A 17,857-nucleotide genomic window follows, 5' to 3' on the forward strand; every position below is an offset into this window, starting at 1 on the left:
GTCAGGAGCTGAGCTGGGGGGAGAGCCGCTGGACCTTGGTGAGGTTGTGGTGCGCCTCGACGATGCGGGTGGTGCCGGACTTGCTGCGCATGACGAGGGACTCGGTGGTGGCACCGCCGGGGCGGTAGCGCACGCCGCGCAGCAGCTCGCCGTCGGTGATGCCGGTGGCGACGAAGTAGCAGTTGTCCGTCTGCACGAGGTCGTCGGTCGTGAGGACCTGCTCCAGGTCGTGGCCGGAGTCGATGGCGTGCTGACGCTCCTCGTCGTCGCTCGGCCACAGACGTCCCTGGATCACGCCACCGAGGCACTTGATGGCGCAGGCGGTGATGATCCCCTCGGGGGTCCCGCCGACGCCGAGCAGCAGGTCGATGCCGGTACCCGGGCGAGCGGCCATGATCGCGCCCGCGACGTCGCCGTCGGAGATGAAGCGGATGCGGGCGCCGGCGGCGCGCACCTCCTCGGCGAGCCCGGCGTGCCGGGGGCGGTCCAGCATGACGACGGTGACGTCGTCGGGATGCGTCGACTTGGCCTTGGCGATCCGCCGGATGTTCTCCGCGACGGGCAGTCGGATGTCGACGGCGTCGGCGGCATCAGGACCGGTGACGAGCTTGTCCATGTAGAAGACCGCGCTCGGGTCGTACATCGTGCCGCGGTCGGCGACGGCCATGACGGAGACGGCGTTGGTCATGCCCTTGGCGGTGAGCGTGGTCCCGTCGATCGGGTCGACGGCGACGTCGCAGGCGGGGCCGTGCCCGTCGCCGACCTGTTCGCCGTTGTAGAGCATCGGGGCCTCGTCCTTCTCGCCCTCACCGATGACGACGACACCGGACATGCGCACGCCCGCGATCATCGAGCGCATCGCGTCGACGGCGGCGCCGTCGGCGCGGTTCTTGTCACCGCGACCGACCCACCGCCCACCGGCGAGGGCAGCGGCCTCGGTGACCCGGACCAGCTCCATCGCCAGGTTCCGGTCGGGGTGCATGACCCCGGGGCTGGGGGCGGGCGTGCTGGGCTGGTCCATGGTTCTCCTCCGCGTGGTGCTCGTCGCGCCCGAGCCTATCTGTCGCGCCCGGGCCCGCGTGCGACCATGTCAGCCATGAGTTCCACGCCCGGCGAGCACGCCGAGTCAGCCCCCCAGCCGCAGCGCCCGGTCGATCCCACCCCGGCCGAGCTGGCGGCGCAGCAGGGTGTCCCGGCGCGCGGGGCGAGCCACTACGCCAAGGGCACCGCGGCCAACATGGTCCGGTCCATGGTCGTCATCGTCGTGATCACCTTCGCCCTCTACCTCATCTCCGGGCGCACCAACGGCACCGCCACCGACACCGTCGACGTCGTGGGCACGGCCCAGCACCACGCCCAGCAGTCGGGCCACCCCTTCGCCCACCCGAAGGACCTGCCGGCGGGGTGGGCCCCATCGAGCGTGCGCTACGCGAGCAGCGAGGGCGCCATGACCTGGCAGGCCGGGTACACCACTCCCGACGACGAGTACGTCTCGGTCAAGCAGGCCGCCGACCCCGCGGAGGAGTGGGTCGGGGTCCAGACGCACGGTGGCGCCGCGACCGGCGAGCTGACGACCGACGACGGCCGGGAGTGGACCAAGCGTGCCACCGACGGTGGTGGCCAGCGCAGCCTCGTGCTCCAGCCGCAGGAGTGGGACGGGCTGACGACCGTCGTGACCGGGTCGGGCAGCTGGAGCCAGCTGGAGGAGTTCGCCGAGCGGCTGGTCCCGGCCTCGACGGGGGCGAAGGGGGAGTCCCCCGCCTGATCGCGTGCCCGAGAGGGACTCCTGGCGCAGAACCCCCGAGAACCTCGGGGTGTCGGTGGCCGGGAGTCCCTCTTGTGCACGCTGAGCTGGCCGGGAGGGAGGTCTCGCCCTGCTCCTCGCGGTTCAGTCGGCGGGCGTCGGCCCGGACGAGTCCTCCGACGTGCCTGTGGTCGGGGCCTGCTGCGACAGGCTGGCCTCCGCCTTGTCCAACCAGGCCTCGCAGTGCGCGGCGAGCGCCTCGCCGCGCTGCCACAACCGCATGCTCTCCTCGAGGCCGGCCTGGCCCCCTTCGAGCCTGGCGACGAGCTCGACCAGCTCCTGCCGGGCCTCCTCGTAGCCGAGGTCGGCGATGTCGGCGTCCGGCTCGGTCGTGTCGGGGTGCGCGGGCTGCTCGGTCATGGCCACCACCCTAGGCGTCGGGACCGACTGCGTCGGTGCCCTCAGGAGTCGCTGACGCGGGCGGCGAAGTCGCCGTCGGCGACGGTCACCCGCAGCAGGTCGTCGATCTCCAGGACCTCGCGGCTGGCGACGACCTCCCCGTCGGGCCGCTGGACGATCGCGTACCCGCGCTCGAGGGTGGAGGCGGGGGAGAGGACCCGGGCCTGGGAGCGCAGGTGGGTGACCCGGTCGCGCTCGCGGTGCATGCGGGCCTCCACCCGGCCGTGGGCCCGCCGGTGGAGCGAGTGGATGACCTCGCGCTGGGCCCGCACGAAGGCGGTGCGGTCGGTGAGCACGGGCCGCGAGGTCAGCTCCACCAGGCGGTTGCGCTCGCGGTGGACGAAGCCCGCCAGGCTCGCTCGTGCGCGGGCCCGGGCATCCGCGATGCCGTCGCGCTCGGCGGCGGCGTCCGGGCAGACCAGCTTGGCGGCGTCCGTCGGGGTCGAGGCCCGCACGTCGGCGACCAGGTCGAGCAGCGGGGTGTCGACGTCGTGGCCGATGGCACTGACGACCGGGGTGCGGGCGCCCGCCACCGCGCGCACCATCGTCTCGTTGCTGAAGGGCAGCAGGTCCTCGACCGAGCCGCCGCCCCGCGTGACGATGATGACGTCGACGTCGTCGATCGCGTCGAGCTCGGTGATGGCGGCGCTCACCTCGGCCACCGACTGGGGGCCCTGCACCGGGACCTGCCGGATCGCGAAGGGCAGCCCCGGCCACCGGCGGTGGGCGTTCTCGATGACGTCACGCTCCGCGGCGCTGGCCCGCCCGCAGACGAGGCCGACCCGACGCGGCAGGAAGGGGAGGGGGCGCTTGCGGGAGGCGTCGAAGAGGCCCTCCGAGCGCAGGTTCTGCTTGAGGTACTCGATCCGGGCGAGCAGCTCGCCCACCCCGACGGGGCGCAGCTGGCGCACGTCCATGGTCAGCGAGCCGCGTTGCGTCCAGTAGTCCGGCTTCGCCTGGACCACGACCCGCGCACCCTCGCTCAGCGGGGTGGGCATGGCGTCCAGGGCGGTCACCCGCACCGAGCACGAGAGGGACATGTCGACGTCGGGGTCACGGAGGGTGAGGAAGGCGGTGCGGGCCCCGGGGCGCACCCGCAGCTGGACGACCTGTCCCTCGATCCAGGTCACCGACATCCGGTCGACGTACTCGGCGATCTTCATGCTGAGTACGCGCACCGGCCACGGCGCCTCGGCAGAGGTGTCGGCGGCCCTCTCCGGAAGGGGGCTGCTCACGGTCGACCTCCTCTCCTCGGCGTCTGTCCCGGGACAGTCAAGCAGGTCGCACCGACGACCGTACGGGGGAGGAGGCCGCCATCAGCGGCTGTTCAGGGCCCTCACCTACGATGGTGGGCATGACCACCAGTGCACCCACGTCCGCCGCCTCCGACGCCGGGCAGAGCACGAAGCGAGTGCTGCTTGCCGCGCCCCGCGGTTACTGCGCCGGGGTCGACCGCGCCGTCGTCTCGGTCGAGCGAGCCCTCGAGCTCTACGGCCCACCGGTCTACGTGCGCAAGGAGATCGTCCACAACAAGCACGTCGTCGCCACCCTGGAGAAGCGGGGCGCGATCTTCGTCGAGGAGACCGACGAGGTCCCCGAGGGCGCCACCGTCGTCTTCTCGGCGCACGGCGTCGCCCCCGTCGTCCACGACGAGGCCAAGGCCCTGAGCCTGAAGACCATCGACGCGACCTGTCCGCTGGTGACCAAGGTCCACCGCGAGGCCGTGCGCTTCGCCGGCGACGACTACGACATCCTGCTCATCGGCCACGAGGGCCACGAGGAGGTCGTCGGCACCTCCGGGGAGGCCCCCGAGAACATCACCCTGGTCGAGAGCCCGGAGGACGTCGACAACGTCGAGGTCCGGGACCCGGACAAGGTCGTCTGGCTCTCCCAGACGACGCTCTCGGTCGACGAGACGATGGAGACCGTGCGCCGCCTGCGGGAGAAGTTCCCGGCACTGCAGGATCCGCCGAGCGATGACATCTGCTATGCCACGCAGAACCGCCAGCTCGCGGTGAAGCAGATGGCCGAGCACTGCGACCTCATGCTCGTCGTCGGCTCGCGCAACTCCTCCAACTCCGTGCGCCTGGTCGAGGTCGCCATCGAGCACGGTGCCCGCGACGGGCACCTCGTCGACTATGCCGACGAGATCGACGAGTCCTGGCTGGACGGCGTCCGGACCGTCGGTGTCACCTCGGGTGCCTCCGTTCCCGAGATCCTCGTGCGCGGCGTCCTCGACTACCTCGCCGAGCGTGGCTACGGCGACCCGCAGCCGGTCACGGCGGTGGAGGAGAGCGTGGTCTTCTCGTTGCCGAAGGAGTTGCGCAAGGACCTCAAGGCCGCCGGTCTGGACGACAAGATGAAGCACGACGCCGGGTCCCTCGAGGACGCCGGGCAGCTGCACTGATCCACCGACCGCCCGCCGGCGGTCAGAGTCTCGATCCGATCGCCTCGGCCACCCTCTTGGTGGCCGAGGCGAGGTCGTCCTGGGCCGCCTCGCCGATCTCCTCGTTGCGGAAGGTGATCGCGACCGCCGCGACGGGGTGACCATCACGGTCGAGCACCGCGGAGGCCACCGAGGACAGCTCCGGCTGGATGCTGCCCACCTCGAGTGCGTGGCCGCGGGCACGGACCGCGACGAGCTCGCGGCGCAGCGCGGAGGGCGTCGCCGGCCCGCCGTCGACCATCACCGCAGCCGAGGGGTAGAGCGCCGTCACCTGCCGTCGGGGCAGCGCGGCGAGCACGGCCAGGCCACTGGCGGTGAGCGTCGCCGGCAGCCGCACGCCGACGTCCGTCACGAGTGAGGGCCGACCGGCGGCGCGCTCCTCGATGACGTAGAGGACGTCACGGCCGGTCAGCACGGCGAGGTGCGCGTTGTGCGTCGTGGTGTCGACGAGGCGCTCGACGTGTGGTCGCGCCAGCCGCTGCAGCGGGTCCTGCCGCTGGTATCCGGCGCCGAGCTCGTGCACCGCCGAGCCGAGCCCGTAGGTGCGCTCCTCCGGGTAGTGCACGACGTAGCCGTGCTCCACGAGCACCGTCAGCAGGTGGTAGGTGCTGCTGCGGGGCAGACCCAGTGCGCGTGCGAGGTGCGCCGCCGGGACCGGCTCGGCGCGGCTGGCCAGGTGGGTCAGCGCGCGCAAGGCGTGCCCCGCTGCGGTCGCGTTCGCCATGGGTCGCTCCTCCCGAGTCGGTGTCACCGGCAAGCGGGCGAAGGGAGGGGTTTGGCCCGACTCAGGCCGGCGTCCGCACTCGTGCACCCGGGGGAGGGATGCGCCCGGTCGTGCGGACGACGCGCCAAGGGCCATCCCCTTCCTTCACCCGCGTCCTTTCGAGGTTCGGCCGCGGACGGCGGTTTCGAGGCTCGCCCGCCAGGGCGGACTCGCACCTCAACCCACGGCTCGCACCTCAGGGAGCGGTGATGCTGTCTTGCATCCCAGACACTATCCCGTCCGACCGGGTCCCCGCGAGGGAGCGAAGGGGGTTGCATGGGGGACATGACCACGCAGCAGCAGACCCGCACCGTGACCATCGGCGAGCGTCCCCTGACCGTCGACGAGGTCGTCGCCGTCGCCCGCCACCACGCCCCCGCGGAGATCAGCGACGCCGCCTGGGAGCGCGTGCGCGCCGCCCGAAGCGTCGTCGAGGGCCTCGCCGAGGACACCGTCGCGCATTACGGCGTCTCCACCGGCTTCGGTGCGCTCGCGACCAAGCACATCCCCCACGACAAGCGCGCGCAGCTGCAGCGCTCGCTCGTGCGCAGCCACGCCGCCGGCAGCGGGCCGGAAGTCGAGGAGGAGGTCGTGCGCGCCCTGATGCTGCTGCGCATCCAGACCCTGGCCACCGGTCGCACCGGCATCCGCGAGGAGACCCTGCGTCTCTACCTCGCGCTGCTGACCGAGCGGATCACCCCCGTCGTCCACGAGTACGGATCCCTCGGATGCTCCGGAGACCTGTCGCCGCTGAGCCACTGCGCGCTCGCGCTCATGGGCGAGGGCAGCGTCCGCGTCGCCGGTGGTGATGTGGTCGATGCGGGCGAGGCGCTCGCGACCGCGGACCTCACCCCGGTCGAGCTGCTCGAGAAGGAGGGCCTGGCCCTCATCAACGGCACCGACGGCATGCTCGGGATGCTGTGTCTGGCCATCCACGACCTGCGCACGCTGCTCACGACCGCCGACATCTCCGCCGCGATGAGCATCGAGGGCCTGCTCGGCACCGACGACGTCTTCGCCGCGGACCTGCAGGCGCTGCGTCCGCACCCCGGCCAGGCCCTGGCCGCGGCGAACATGCGCGCGGTCCTCGCCGACAGCCCGATCCGTGACAGCCACCGCGACCCGCAGGCCTGCACCCGCGTCCAGGACGCCTACTCCCTCCGCTGCTCGCCCCAGGTGCACGGAGGCGCCCGCGACACCGTCGAGTACGCCGCGACCGTCGCCGCGCAGGAGCTCGCCGCGGCCGTCGACAACCCGGTCGTCACGCCCGACGGGCGCGTCGAGTCCAACGGCAACTTCCACGGCGCCCCGGTGGCCTACGTCCTCGACTTCCTGGCGATCGTCGCCGCCGACGTGGCGAGCATGAGCGAGCGGCGCACCGACCGTTTCCTCGACCCGGCCCGCAACCACGGCCTGCCGCCCTTCCTCGCGGACGACCCCGGTGTCGACTCCGGCCTGATGATCGCCCAGTACACCGCCGCCGGCATGGTCAGCGAGATGAAGCGCCTGGCCGCCCCGGCGAGCGTCGACTCCATCCCGAGCAGCGCGATGCAGGAGGACCACGTGTCGATGGGCTGGGGCGCGGGCCGCAAGCTGCGCCGCAGCGTCGACGCCCTCTCCCGCGTCGTGGCCATCGAGCTCTACACCGCAGCGCGGGGGATCGCGCTGCGCGCCCCCCTTCGCCCCGCACCGGCCACGGGTGCGGTGATCGCGGCCCTCGCCGAGCGCGGGGACGTTGCCCCCGGACCCGACCGCATCACCTCGCCGGAGCTGGCCGCCGCGCACGGCGCCGTCCTCGACCGAGCCGTCGTCGCCGCCGCCGAGTCGGCGACCGGCCCGCTGAACTGACCACACCACCGAATCCCACGACCCGGTCCCTTCGAGGCTCGTCGCAGAGCTCCTCGCACCTCAGGGAACGTGGCTACACGAAGGAGTGAGACCCATGGACGGAGCCCGTCCCGTCCGCGCCCCGCGCGGCACCGAGATCACCGCCAAGAGCTGGCAGACCGAGGCACCCCTGCGCATGCTGCAGAACAACCTCGACCCCGAGGTGGCCGAGCGCCCCGACGACCTCGTCGTCTATGGCGGCACCGGCCGTGCGGCCCGGTCCTGGGAGGCCTTCGACGCGATCGTGCGCGTGCTCGAGGACCTCGAGGCCGACGAGACCCTGCTGGTGCAGTCCGGCAAGCCGGTCGGCGTGCTGCGCACCCACGAGTGGGCACCGCGCGTGCTCATCGCCAACTCCAACCTCGTCGGTGACTGGGCGACCTGGCCGCACTTCCGCAAGCTCGAGGCCGAGGGCCTGATGATGTACGGCCAGATGACGGCCGGGTCGTGGATCTACATCGCCACGCAGGGCATCCTCCAGGGCACCTTCGAGACCTTCGCCGCCGTCGCCGCCAAGCGCTTCGGCGGCAGCCTCGCCGGGACCATCACCCTCACCGGGGGTTGCGGTGGCATGGGCGGCGCGCAGCCGCTCGCCGTCACCCTCAACGGCGGTGCCTGCCTCGTCGTCGACGTCGACGAGACCCGTCTGCAGCGGCGGCGGTCCAAGCGATACCTCGACGAGGTCACCACGGACCTGGACGACGCCCTGGCCCAGGTCACGGCGGCGAAGGGGGAGGAGCGTGCCCTGTCCGTCGGGCTCGTCGGCAACGCCGCCGAGGTCTTCCCCGAAATCCTGCGCCGGCACCGCGCCGGGGAGGTCGAGATCGACGTCGTCACCGACCAGACCAGCGCCCACGACCCGCTGAGCTACCTGCCGGCCGAGGTCGCGCTGGACGAGTGGCAGCGCGAGGCCGAGGCCGACCCGGAGGGCTTCACCAAGAAGGCCCGCGAGGCGATGGCCGCGCAGGTCCGGGCGATGGTGGAGTTCCAGGACGAGGGCGCCGAGGTCTTCGACTACGGCAACAGCATCCGCGACGAGGCACGCCACGCCGGCTACACCCGGGCCTTCGAGTTCCCCGGCTTCGTCCCGGCCTACATCCGCCCGCTCTTCTGCGAGGGCCTGGGCCCCTTCCGTTGGGTGGCCCTGTCCGGTGACCCCGAGGACATCAGGGTCACCGACGAGGCGCTCAAGGAGCTCTTCCCGGACAACACGCACCTGCACTCGTGGCTGGACGCCGCCGCCGAGCACGTCGAGTTCGAGGGTCTGCCGGCGCGCATCTGCTGGCTCGGCTACGGCGAACGGCACCGGGCCGGGATGCTCTTCAACGAGCTCGTCCGCGACGGGAAGGTCAAGGCACCGATCGTCATCGGCCGCGACCACCTCGACTCCGGATCCGTCGCCTCGCCCTACCGGGAGACCGAGGGCATGCTCGACGGCACCGACGCGGTCGCCGACTGGCCGCTGCTCAACGCCCTGACGGCGACCTCCTCGGGCGCGACGTGGGTCTCGATCCACCACGGTGGCGGCGTCGGCATGGGCCGCTCCATCCACGCCGGCCAGGTCGGTGTCGCCGATGGCACGGACCTCGCCGCGCAGAAGCTCGAGCGGCTCCTCACCAACGACCCCGGACTGGGCGTGCTGCGGCACGTCGACGCCGGCTACTCGCGGGCGGTCGAGGTGGCCGACGAGCGCGGTGTCCGGGTGCCGATGACCCCGACGGTGCGCGACGGGGGTGATCCGGCGTGAGCGGCTTCGAGTGGACCGGCCGTGACGACGGCCCCGGTCCCGAGCACCGTCGCTTCTTCCACACCGTGACCCGGCCCGGCGAGGGGTCGCCGTCGGGTGACGGGCCACCGGCCGACGCCGCACTCATCGGCTTCGCCAGCGACGAGGGGGTGCGGCGCAACGGCGGTCGCATCGGTGCGGCCGACGGGCCCACCGCACTGCGGACCGCGCTGGCCTCGCTCGCCGTGCACGAGGACCTCACCGTCGTCGACCACGGGGACGTGCGGGTCGACGACGGTGATCTCGAGGGCGGCCAGGAGCGCCTCGGCGAGGCCGTCGCGGCGGCGCGTCGCGGAGCGCCGTTGACCGTCGTCCTCGGCGGCGGCCACGAGACCGCGTACGGCAGCCACCTCGGCCTGGAGCAGGGCCCGCGCCTCGGTGTGCTCAACCTCGACGCGCACTTCGACCTGCGTGACGCCGAGCGGCCGACGTCGGGGACGCCGTTCCTGCAGATGGCGCTCGCTCGCCGGGGGCGGGGGCTCGACGTGAACTACGCGGTCCTGGGCATCAGCCGCACGAGCAACACGGGCCGGCTCTTCGCCCGGGCGGAGGAGCTCGGTGCGCCGTGGCTGCTCGACGACCACTGCCAGGAGCTGGGGGCGCCGCTCGAGTTCGTGCGGCGATTCCTCGACGGCGTCGACGAGGTGCACCTGTCGATCGACCTCGACGTGCTGCCCGCGGCTGCGGCGCCCGGGGTGAGCGCACCTGCGGCACTGGGGGTACCCCCCTTCGTCATCCAGTCGGTGTGCGACGCCGTCGTCGACAGCGGACGACTCCTCCACCTGGACGTCACCGAGCTCAACCCGCGGTACGACGTCGACCAGCGGACGGCGAAGCTCGCCGCCCGCCTGATCCACCGCGTCATCACCCGAGCCGCCAGGAGGGCATCGTGAGCACGCTCATCACCAACATCGGCGAGCTCGTCACCTGCGACGGGACGGGCGAAGGGGGCGTCGGCGCCCGGACGGAGCACGCGCTCGTCGTCGTCGGCGACCGGATCGCATGGGTCGGCCCGGCTGCGGCCGCGCCCGCCGCCGACGAGGTCGTCGACGTCGGGGGCCGGTGTGTCCTGCCGGGATTCGTCGACAGCCACTCGCATCTCGTCTTCGACGGGGACCGGTCCGCAGAGTTCGCCGCCCGGATGGCCGGGGAGCGTTACGACGGCGGCGGTATCGGGGTGACCGTCGAGGCGACCCGCGCGGCCGGTGACGAGCGTCTGCGGGCCGCACTGGCCGCCCGGGTTGCGGAGATGCGCGCGCAGGGGACGACCACCGTCGAGGTGAAGTCCGGGTACGGGCTCGCCGTCGAGCACGAGGTGCGCGCCCTGCGGCTCGCCGCCGAGGTCACCGACGAGGTGACCTACCTCGGGGCGCACTTCGTGCCTGCGGAGATGCGCGAGGACCGCGACGGCTACCTCGATCTCGTGACCGGCGAGATGCTGCGTGCGTGCGCGCCGCACGCACGCTGGATCGACGTCTTCTGCGAGCCGGCCTCGCCGCACGCCTTCACCGGTGAGGAGTCGCGCCGGGTCCTCACCGCCGGGCGCGAGGCCGGGCTGGGGCTGCGGGTCCACGGCAACCAGATCGACCACGGGCCGGGGGTCCAGCTCGCCTGCGAGCTCGGTGCCGCGAGCGTCGACCACTGCACGTACCTCTCGAGCGACGACGTCGATGCGCTGGTCGGCAGCGCCGCGACGACGACGGCGACGCTGTTGCCGGGCGTTGAGTTCTCCACGCGCTCGCCCTACCCGGACGCGCGGGCGCTACTCGACGCGGGGGTGTCGGTGGCGATCGCCAGCGACTGCAACCCGGGCACGTGCTTCAGCAGCTCGATGCCCTTCATGATCGCGCTCGCGGTTCGCGAGATGGGGATGACGCCGAGCGAGGCGGTCGTCGCCGCGACCCGGGGTGGGGCACGCGCGCTGCGGCGCGAGGACATCGGTCGGATCGAGGTCGGTGCCCGCGCGGACCTCGCCGTCCTCGAGGCGCCGAATCACCTGCACCTCAGCTACCGCGCTGGGGTGCCGATCGCGCGGGCGCTGGAGATCTGACGTCAGACCCCGATGAGGCCGACCCCGCGCATGAGGTCGAACGCGGGGACCTGCATGATTTCGGGACACTCGTGCCCTACCTCATGTCATGGGATGTCCCACCACATGGGGTAGGGCAGTAGCCGCCTGAACCACCCCATCGGGGCCAGCCGCGGACAGCTGGACCACGCCCGACGGTCGCGAACGGGTGAGCGGGGTGGCAGCTCGTACCCGGCTCGGGCTGTGGGGCGTGACAGTGCCGGTCTCAGTACCAGGCCGGCACCCAATCGTCGTCCGGGTCCTCACCGACCCGGCCGTCGACGGCCTCGCGGATGAGATCTGCGTGGCCGGTGTGGCGTCCGTACTCCTCGAGGAGGTCGAGCAGGAGCCGCCGGAGGTTCGCGTGACCGACGTCGGGCACGCCCATGCTCACCGGCTGGTCGAGGCCGCCGTCGACCAGCGCTTCGGCGTAGCGCCTCCGTGCTGTGGCGACCGACTCGTCGTAGAGGGCGTACAGCTCCTCGGGGGACTTCGTCGGGGCGAAGTCGGCGTCCTCGTCCGCCACGACCTCGTTCCACCGAGGATCGAGCTCGACGCCGGACAACCGCATCGACGAGTAGTGGTCCTCGACGAGGGCGAGGTGCATGAGGAGGCCACCGAGCGTGAGGGACGAGGCGCCGGACCGGGCATGCAGACCGTTGGCGTCGAGACCATCGGCCTTCCACCGGAAGGTGGCCCGCTGCCGGTCCAGGGCCGCCACCAGCTGCTCCGCGTCGGTGCCGGTCAGCGGCGGCTCCCAGGGTGGTGCGCCCAACTCCGTCATGACGCCTCCTCGCGATGGCTGGGCACTCCATCCTCGCGCTGCTGCGCCGGGTGCACCAGACCCTCGACGTCGAGATCGGGGCGGCTCTCCTCGGCGGCGACGGCGTCGATGAGCTCGGGCGCGGTGAGAGGACGGGGGGTCGTGGTCACCGCCTGCACCTCGTCGATCGCGTCGGTGCTCAGCCCGATCTCACCCATCCGCCGGGCGCTCACGAGCACCCGCGACTCCAGCGAGCCGACGAGCCGGTTGTAGTCCTCGACGGAGCGCTGCAGGGAGCGGCCCATCCGGGTCGCGTGGTCACCGAGCGTCCCCAGCCGGGCGTACAGCTCGCGGCCGACTGCCAACAGCTCGCGCGCGTCCTGGGTCACCGCGTCCTGCTGCCAAGTGAACGCGACCGTGCGCAGCAGCGCCAGCAACGTGCCGGGGGAGGCGAGCACGACCTTGCTCGCCATCGCCTCCTCGTGCAGGCCGGGAGCCTGCGAGAGGGCAGCCGCGAGCGTCGCGTCCGAGGGGACGAAACACACGACCATCTCGGGCGAGGGGTCGAAGGCACTCCAGTAGGACTTGCCCGCCAGGGTCGCGACGTGGCTGCGCAGCGCCGCGGCGTGCCCCGCAAGGAGGCGAGCACGCTCGTCCGGGTCCATGTCCTCGGCCTGCGCCTGCAACCAGTGGCTCATCGGGGCCTTCGCGTCGACGACGAGGTGCTTCTCGCCCGGCAGGTGGACCACCACGTCCGGGCGCACGTCGCGGCCCCCGGGGGTCACCCCCTTCGCCTGCTCCTCGAAGTCGCACCGCGAGATGAGGCCGGACACCTCGAGGACGCGCCGCAGCTGTACCTCGCCCCACGCTCCCCGCACCGACGAGACGCGCAGGGAGGAGGCCAGGGACGCGGCCTCGTGGCCCACACGCGTGGTGGTCTGCTCCACCCGGCCGAGGGCCTCCCGGACGACGGCGAACTGGTCGACCCGGTCGCGCTCGAGCTGCTCGACCTTGCGCGAGACGCGGCGCAGGGCCTCGCCCATGGGGGCCAGCGCGGCCGCCGTCTCGGCGTCCTCGCCGAGACTCGCCTCGAGATCGGTCACCCGCTCGCGCAGGCCGTCGCGCTCGACACCCAGCCCCACGACGCGGGCGCGCACCGTCAACCAGGCCAGGAGGGCGCCGATGAGCACCCCGAGGAGAAGTCCGGTCAGGAGGGTCGCGATGTCCATGGCTCCAGCCAACCAGTGACGGCCGACAGCGTCGGGGACGTGGTCACGACGCGCTGCGGTCGGTGGGTCGCGATGGGCACGCGAGTACGCTGGTCGGAATTTCCGCGTCCGTCGGTCGGGCGTCACGACCTCGCCACGGTCGGTTCCTCCAGTCGGTCCCGACAGGTCGTGACCGTCCAGTACGAGGGACAGCCGTCGATCACGGGAGATACGCGTCATGTCCGAGAAGCACCCGCCGGGCCGGGAGAAGAAGACCACCGCCGCAGAGCGACGGAAGGGCGACTCGCTGGCCACCCTCGACTACCAACGGCCCCGCTACCCGCACAACATCCATCCGGCCCTGGTGCCGGGCATCGGCATCGACGAGCAACGACGCCACTACAGCGTGGACAAGTTCGTCTTCGGCATCGCCGGCGCCCTGACGGTCGGCTTCGTCATCTGGGGCATGGTCTCCCCGGCGAGCGTGGGCGAGGTCTCCGGGGTGGCCTACGACTGGACGATGACCCACCTGGGGTGGCTCTTCAACGCCGTCGCGACCGTGGTGCTCGTCGCCCTGATCTGGCTGAGTCTCTCGCGCTACGGCCGCATCCCGCTCGGCAAGGACGGCGAGACCCCGGAGTTCAGCACCTTCGCATGGGTGGCGATGCTCTTCGCCGCGGGGCTCGGCATCGGGGTGATGTTCTGGGGCCCGTCCGAGCCGCTGACCTATTTCGTCAACCCCCCGCCGATGACCAACGAGGCAGAGTCCACGGAGGCCCTGCACCACGCCATGGCCCAGACGTACTACCACTGGGGCATCCACGCCTGGGCGATGTACGCGCTCATCGGCGGCGCGGTCGCCTACGCCGCGTACCGGCGGGGTCGCTCGCTGCTGATGTCCTCGATCTTCGAGCGGCTCTTCGGCAAGAAGCACACCGACGGCTGGGCCGGTCGACTCGTCGACATCTTCGCGATCATCGCGACCCTGTTCGGCACGGCCGCGGCCCTGGGGATCGCCGCGCTGCAGATCGGCGAGGGCGCGGTCATCGTCTCCGGTGCCTCGGACCTGACGAACACGATGCTGCTGGTCATCATCGCGGTGCTGTCGGTCGGCTTCGTCGTCTCTGCCGTGTCCGGGATCTCCCGAGGCATCCGCTACCTGTCGAACATCAACATCGTCCTCACGATCGGTTTCGCCGGGCTCGTCTTCCTGCTGGGACCGAGCCTCTTCCTGCTCAATCTCCTGCCCTCGGCGACCATCCAGTACGTCGGCTCGCTCTTCGACCTCATGGCGCGCTCCGCGTCCTGGGGGCCGGAGACGCTGGAGTTCCAGTCCGCGTGGACCGTCTACTACTGGGCCTGGTGGATCTCCTGGTCCCCCTTCGTCGGCACCTTCATCGCGCGGATCTCCCGTGGTCGGACCATCCGCCAGTTCCTGCTCGGGGTCATATTCATCCCGTCGTCGCTGCTCTTCGTCGCCTACGGGATCATGGGCGGCACGGCCATCTCGATGTACCGCGACGGCAAGCCCGGGTTCAGCTCGGAGATCAACCCGCCCGAGGTGCTCTTCTCCATCGTCGAGAACCTCCCCTTCGCCGGGTGGCTGCCGGTGCTGATCATGGTCATCCTGGCGATCTTCTTCATCACGGCCGCCGACTCCGCATCGGTGGTCATGGGCATCCTCACCACGCGGGGGAGCCAGGACCCGCCCAAGCCGATCGTGGTCTTCTGGGGCCTCGTCATGGCCGGGATCGCCGTGGTCATGCTCCTGCTCGGTGACGAGTCCGCGCTCACCGGACTGCAGTCCCTTGTGATCATCACGGCGGTGCCCTTCGCCTTCGTGATGCTCCTGATCATCGTCGCGTGGGTCCGGGAGCTGCGCACCGACCCGCACACCCTGCGGCAGCAGTACGCCGAGACGGCCGTGAGCAACGCCGTGGTCGACGGCATCGACAGGTTCGACGACGACTTCCGCATCCACGTCGTCAGGACCGACCCGGGCGAGGGTGCCGGCGCCGGGGTGGACTCGATGCACGAGGACTACACCGGCTGGTACCAGCGCACCGACGAGCACGGCGAGCCGGTCGGGTACGACTTCGAGACCGGGGAGTGGGCCGACGGCTGGGAGCCCGGGACGGACGAGACCGGGGAGAACGGCACGTCACACCGGTCGCAGACGGATGAGCCGACACCCGCGGGAGAGGACGACCCGAAGGGCGACGGAGGACGCTAGTGGCCGGCGACCGCCAGACGGAACCCGGTGTGTCCCAGGGACGTGTCCGCGGTGGCGGCGGTGCGGGCCGACGTGCGGTACCGCCGGCAGTAGGAGGCGTGGCACAGGTACGACCCACCGCGGAGCACGGGCGGGTCGTCCGCGGCGGCGCCCGGAGCGGCCGTCCACTCCCACACGTTCCCGGTCATGTTGTGCAGGCCGAAGGCATTGGGCGGGAACGCGTCCGCCGGGACCGTCCCCACGGGAGCCGTGGGCTCGTGGGGGAAGGTGCCGTGGAAGGTCTGCATCCGGGGCGCACCCTCGGGTTCCATCAGCTCCCCCCAGGGGAAGGGCTGCTGGTCGAGGCCACCCCGCGCGGCGTACTCCCACTCGGTCTCGGTCGGGAGCCGGCCGCCCACCCAGCCGGCGTAGGCCAGCGCGTCGCGGTGCGACACGTGGGTGACCGGATGGTCATCGCGGTCCTCGGCGGACGAGGTGGGCCCCTCGGGGCGGCACCACGTGGCGCCCTCGACCTGCCGCCACCAGGGCGTCTCCACGACGGCGGGGCAGCGAGCGCGCACGTTCGGGGGGAGCAGACCGGCGAAGACCAGCGAGCTGCCGTGCAGCTCGGCGTCGGTGCGGTAACCGGTCTCGAGCACGAACGCGGCGAACTCGGCCACGGTCACCGTCGTCGCACCGATGGCGAAGGGGGAGACCCCCACCGCCCTGACGGGCCCCTCGCCGTCCTCGGGGTAGGCCTCGGGATCGTCGCTGCCCATGCGGAACTCCCCGCCGGGAAGGCCGATGAACGGCAGCTGTCCGGGGGCGCGGGCGGCAAGCCGCTCCACCAGTGCCGTCGACGCAGCGCCCTGCCGGCCGGTGCGGTCCGGGCCACCGGTGCTCTCGCCGCCCCCGGCGTCGACGGCCCGCGACGGTCCGCAGCAGGAACCCATCGCACTCCTCCTCAGCCGACATCACGTGGAAGGAATCGTAGATCGTGAGACCCAACATCATCGTCGTCCAGGCCGACCAGATGGCCCCGCAGGCACTGGGAGCCTATGGGGACGAGGCGGCCAGGACCCCGCACATCGACGCCCTGGCGCAGGAGTCCGCCGTCTTCGACCGCGCCTACTGCAACACCCCGCTGTGCGCACCCTCGCGGGCGTCGATGATGACCGGCCAGATGCCCTCGGAGGTCGGCTGCTACGACAACGGCGACGACTTCCCGGCGTCCACCCCGACCTTCGCCCATCACCTGCGCGTCGCCGGCTACCACACGGCCCTCATCGGGCGGATGCATTTCATCGGTCCGGACCAGCACCACGGGTTCGAGGAGCGGTTGACGACCGACGTGTACCCGGCCGACATGGACATGGTGCCGGACTGGGAGCGGGCCCTGGACGACCGGTTGCAGTGGTACCACGACGCCGATGCGGTCTACACCGCCGGCGTCTCGAAGGCGACCGTCCAGCAGGACTTCGACGACGAGGTGGGCTTCCACGCGCTGCGCCACCTCAACGACCGGGTCCGGGCCAACCAGAGCGCGGAGGAGGCCGTCCCCTTCCTCATGGTCACCAGCTTCATCCACCCCCACGACCCGTATGAGCCCCCGCTCGAGCACTGGGACCGGTTCGCCGACGTCGAGATCCCGGACCCGAAACACCCGCGGGTGCCGAGCCCGAGCGAGGACCCGCACAGCCACCGCCTGCGCGCCATGAGCGGCTTCGACCGTCGGGAGCCGACCCTGGAGGAGACCCGCAGGGCGCGGCGGTCGTACTACGCCGCGGTGAGCTACATCGATGACCACGTGGGACGCATCCTCGACCGCCTGGAGAGCCTCGGCCTGCGGGAGAACACGGTCGTCATCGTCACCAGCGACCACGGCGACATGCTCGGGGAGAAGGGCCTGTGGTTCAAGATGTCGCCGTACGAGCAGTCCTCCCGGGTGCCGCTCATCGTCCACGGGCCCGAGCACCTCGTCCCCAGGGGTCGCTACGCCAACCCGGTCTCCCTGCTGGACCTCATGCCCACCCTGCTCGAGCTGGCCGGTGCACCACCACGGGCCGACGAGCCGCCCCGCGGACTGTCGCTGCTCGAGTCCGCCCGACGGGAAGCTGCCGGGGAGGCGGGTCCGAAGGACCGCGACGTCGTCATCGAGTACCTCGCGGAGGGCACGATGCGACCCCAGCTGACCCTCGTCCGCGGTCGGTACAAGTACGTCCTCTGCCCCGGGGACCCCGACCAGCTCTTCGACCTGGGCACCGATCCCGACGAGCAGCACAACATCGCCCCGGAGCGTGCCGACCTCGTGCAGTCGTTGCGACGAGCCCTGGACGCTCGCTACGACCTGGCGCTCCTCGAGGCGGAGGTGCTGGCCAGCCAGTCGCGGCGACGGTTCGTGGCGGGGGCGCTCGAGCGGGGGCGACGCCGGCCGTGGGACTTCACCCCGGACCCGCAGGAGCGCTACGTCCGCGGTGACTTCTGGGGAGCGCTGGCGCACGGCCAGATCAGGGACGTGTGA

The 17,857-nt window shown here is 71.9% G+C and carries 15 protein-coding genes; 8 read left to right on the forward strand and 7 right to left on the reverse strand.

Annotated elements, in window-relative coordinates; genetic code table 11:
• Window position 1 precedes the first annotated feature (1 nt).
• Complete coding sequence (gene glpX, locus O9K63_RS15730) at window positions 2–1,021, reverse strand: class II fructose-bisphosphatase (protein ID WP_277239370.1); 1,020 nt, start codon at window positions 1,019–1,021, stop codon at window positions 2–4.
• Window positions 1,022–1,096: 75 nt separating this feature from the next.
• Here glpX and O9K63_RS15735 point away from each other — a divergent pair, with 75 nt between their 5' ends.
• Window positions 1,097–1,765, forward strand: coding sequence for a DUF4245 domain-containing protein (locus O9K63_RS15735; RefSeq protein WP_277239372.1), 669 nt, complete (start codon window positions 1,097–1,099; stop codon window positions 1,763–1,765).
• A gap of 123 nt (window positions 1,766–1,888) precedes the next feature.
• Here O9K63_RS15735 and O9K63_RS15740 read toward each other — a convergent pair whose 3' ends face one another.
• Entirely contained in the window at window positions 1,889–2,164 is a 276-nt protein-coding gene (locus tag O9K63_RS15740) for an exodeoxyribonuclease VII small subunit (RefSeq protein WP_277239374.1), read from the reverse strand.
• Between the two features lie 41 nt (window positions 2,165–2,205).
• Window positions 2,206–3,438, reverse strand: coding sequence for an exodeoxyribonuclease VII large subunit (xseA, locus tag O9K63_RS15745; RefSeq protein WP_277239375.1), 1,233 nt, complete (start codon window positions 3,436–3,438; stop codon window positions 2,206–2,208).
• 119 nt (window positions 3,439–3,557) lie between these two features.
• Between xseA and O9K63_RS15750 the strand changes: the two genes are divergently transcribed.
• Window positions 3,558–4,610: a 4-hydroxy-3-methylbut-2-enyl diphosphate reductase gene (locus O9K63_RS15750; RefSeq protein WP_277239377.1), complete on the forward strand. Its 1,053-nt coding sequence runs from the start codon at window positions 3,558–3,560 to the stop codon at window positions 4,608–4,610.
• 22 nt (window positions 4,611–4,632) lie between these two features.
• On the opposite strand, the gene O9K63_RS15755 is transcribed toward O9K63_RS15750, so the two are convergent.
• Window positions 4,633–5,373: an IclR family transcriptional regulator gene (locus O9K63_RS15755; RefSeq protein WP_277239379.1), complete on the reverse strand. Its 741-nt coding sequence runs from the start codon at window positions 5,371–5,373 to the stop codon at window positions 4,633–4,635.
• Between the two features lie 315 nt (window positions 5,374–5,688).
• On the opposite strand from O9K63_RS15755, the gene hutH reads away from it, so the two are divergent.
• From hutH to hutI, 4 genes are all read left to right on the forward strand, one after another.
• On the forward strand, window positions 5,689–7,260 hold the full coding sequence (gene hutH / locus O9K63_RS15760) for a histidine ammonia-lyase (protein WP_431190335.1): 1,572 nt from the start codon (window positions 5,689–5,691) through the stop codon (window positions 7,258–7,260).
• 94 nt (window positions 7,261–7,354) lie between these two features.
• Complete coding sequence (gene hutU, locus O9K63_RS15765) at window positions 7,355–9,046, forward strand: urocanate hydratase (protein WP_277239381.1); 1,692 nt, start codon at window positions 7,355–7,357, stop codon at window positions 9,044–9,046.
• The gene (hutG, locus tag O9K63_RS15770) at window positions 9,043–9,978 is read left to right on the forward strand and encodes a formimidoylglutamase (protein WP_277239383.1); all 936 of its coding nucleotides are present in this window, start codon (window positions 9,043–9,045) and stop codon (window positions 9,976–9,978) included. The genes hutU and hutG overlap by 4 nt, the downstream gene beginning before the upstream one ends.
• Window positions 9,975–11,135, forward strand: coding sequence for an imidazolonepropionase (gene hutI, locus O9K63_RS15775; RefSeq protein ID WP_277239385.1), 1,161 nt, complete (start codon window positions 9,975–9,977; stop codon window positions 11,133–11,135). The genes hutG and hutI overlap by 4 nt, the downstream gene beginning before the upstream one ends.
• Window positions 11,136–11,379: 244 nt before the next feature.
• On the opposite strand, the gene O9K63_RS15780 is transcribed toward hutI, so the two are convergent.
• Window positions 11,380–11,937 (reverse strand): DUF664 domain-containing protein, encoded by a 558-nt coding sequence (locus O9K63_RS15780; RefSeq protein WP_277239388.1) that lies wholly within the window; start codon window positions 11,935–11,937, stop codon window positions 11,380–11,382.
• Window positions 11,934–13,145 carry a DNA recombination protein RmuC gene (locus O9K63_RS15785; protein WP_277239390.1) on the reverse strand — a complete coding sequence of 404 codons (1,212 nt, stop codon included), beginning with the start codon at window positions 13,143–13,145 and terminating at the stop codon, window positions 11,934–11,936. Before O9K63_RS15785 ends, O9K63_RS15780 begins: the two co-directional genes overlap by 4 nt.
• 217 nt (window positions 13,146–13,362) lie before the next feature.
• Between O9K63_RS15785 and O9K63_RS15790 the strand changes: the two genes are divergently transcribed.
• Window positions 13,363–15,357 (forward strand): BCCT family transporter, encoded by a 1,995-nt coding sequence (locus tag O9K63_RS15790; RefSeq protein ID WP_277239392.1) that lies wholly within the window; start codon window positions 13,363–13,365, stop codon window positions 15,355–15,357.
• On the opposite strand, the gene O9K63_RS15795 is transcribed toward O9K63_RS15790, so the two are convergent.
• The gene (locus O9K63_RS15795) at window positions 15,354–16,289 is read right to left on the reverse strand and encodes a formylglycine-generating enzyme family protein (RefSeq protein ID WP_277239393.1); all 936 of its coding nucleotides are present in this window, start codon (window positions 16,287–16,289) and stop codon (window positions 15,354–15,356) included. The two genes, O9K63_RS15790 and O9K63_RS15795, sit on opposite strands and share 4 nt — an antisense overlap.
• 44 nt (window positions 16,290–16,333) lie before the next feature.
• On the opposite strand from O9K63_RS15795, the gene betC reads away from it, so the two are divergent.
• The gene (betC, locus tag O9K63_RS15800; protein ID WP_277239395.1) at window positions 16,334–17,857 is read left to right on the forward strand and encodes a choline-sulfatase; all 1,524 of its coding nucleotides are present in this window, start codon (window positions 16,334–16,336) and stop codon (window positions 17,855–17,857) included.

The organism is Janibacter cremeus, from assembly GCF_029395675.1.
Lineage (GTDB): Bacteria > Actinomycetota > Actinomycetes > Actinomycetales > Dermatophilaceae > Janibacter > Janibacter cremeus_A.

Coding starts and splice junctions, on each gene's coding strand:
- hutU (WP_277239381.1), top strand. CDS start 7,355: ATGGACGGAGCCCGTCCCGTCCGCGCCCCGCGCGGCACCGAGATCACC.
- O9K63_RS15735 (WP_277239372.1), top strand. CDS start 1,097: ATGAGTTCCACGCCCGGCGAGCACGCCGAGTCAGCCCCCCAGCCGCAG.
- O9K63_RS15750 (WP_277239377.1), top strand. CDS start 3,558: ATGACCACCAGTGCACCCACGTCCGCCGCCTCCGACGCCGGGCAGAGC.
- O9K63_RS15740 (WP_277239374.1), bottom strand. CDS start 2,164: ATGACCGAGCAGCCCGCGCACCCCGACACGACCGAGCCGGACGCCGAC.
- O9K63_RS15780 (WP_277239388.1), bottom strand. CDS start 11,937: ATGACGGAGTTGGGCGCACCACCCTGGGAGCCGCCGCTGACCGGCACC.
- O9K63_RS15755 (WP_277239379.1), bottom strand. CDS start 5,373: ATGGCGAACGCGACCGCAGCGGGGCACGCCTTGCGCGCGCTGACCCAC.
- O9K63_RS15790 (WP_277239392.1), top strand. CDS start 13,363: ATGTCCGAGAAGCACCCGCCGGGCCGGGAGAAGAAGACCACCGCCGCA.
- glpX (WP_277239370.1), bottom strand. CDS start 1,021: ATGGACCAGCCCAGCACGCCCGCCCCCAGCCCCGGGGTCATGCACCCC.
- hutH (WP_431190335.1), top strand. CDS start 5,689: ATGGGGGACATGACCACGCAGCAGCAGACCCGCACCGTGACCATCGGC.
- O9K63_RS15785 (WP_277239390.1), bottom strand. CDS start 13,145: ATGGACATCGCGACCCTCCTGACCGGACTTCTCCTCGGGGTGCTCATC.
- O9K63_RS15795 (WP_277239393.1), bottom strand. CDS start 16,289: ATGGGTTCCTGCTGCGGACCGTCGCGGGCCGTCGACGCCGGGGGCGGC.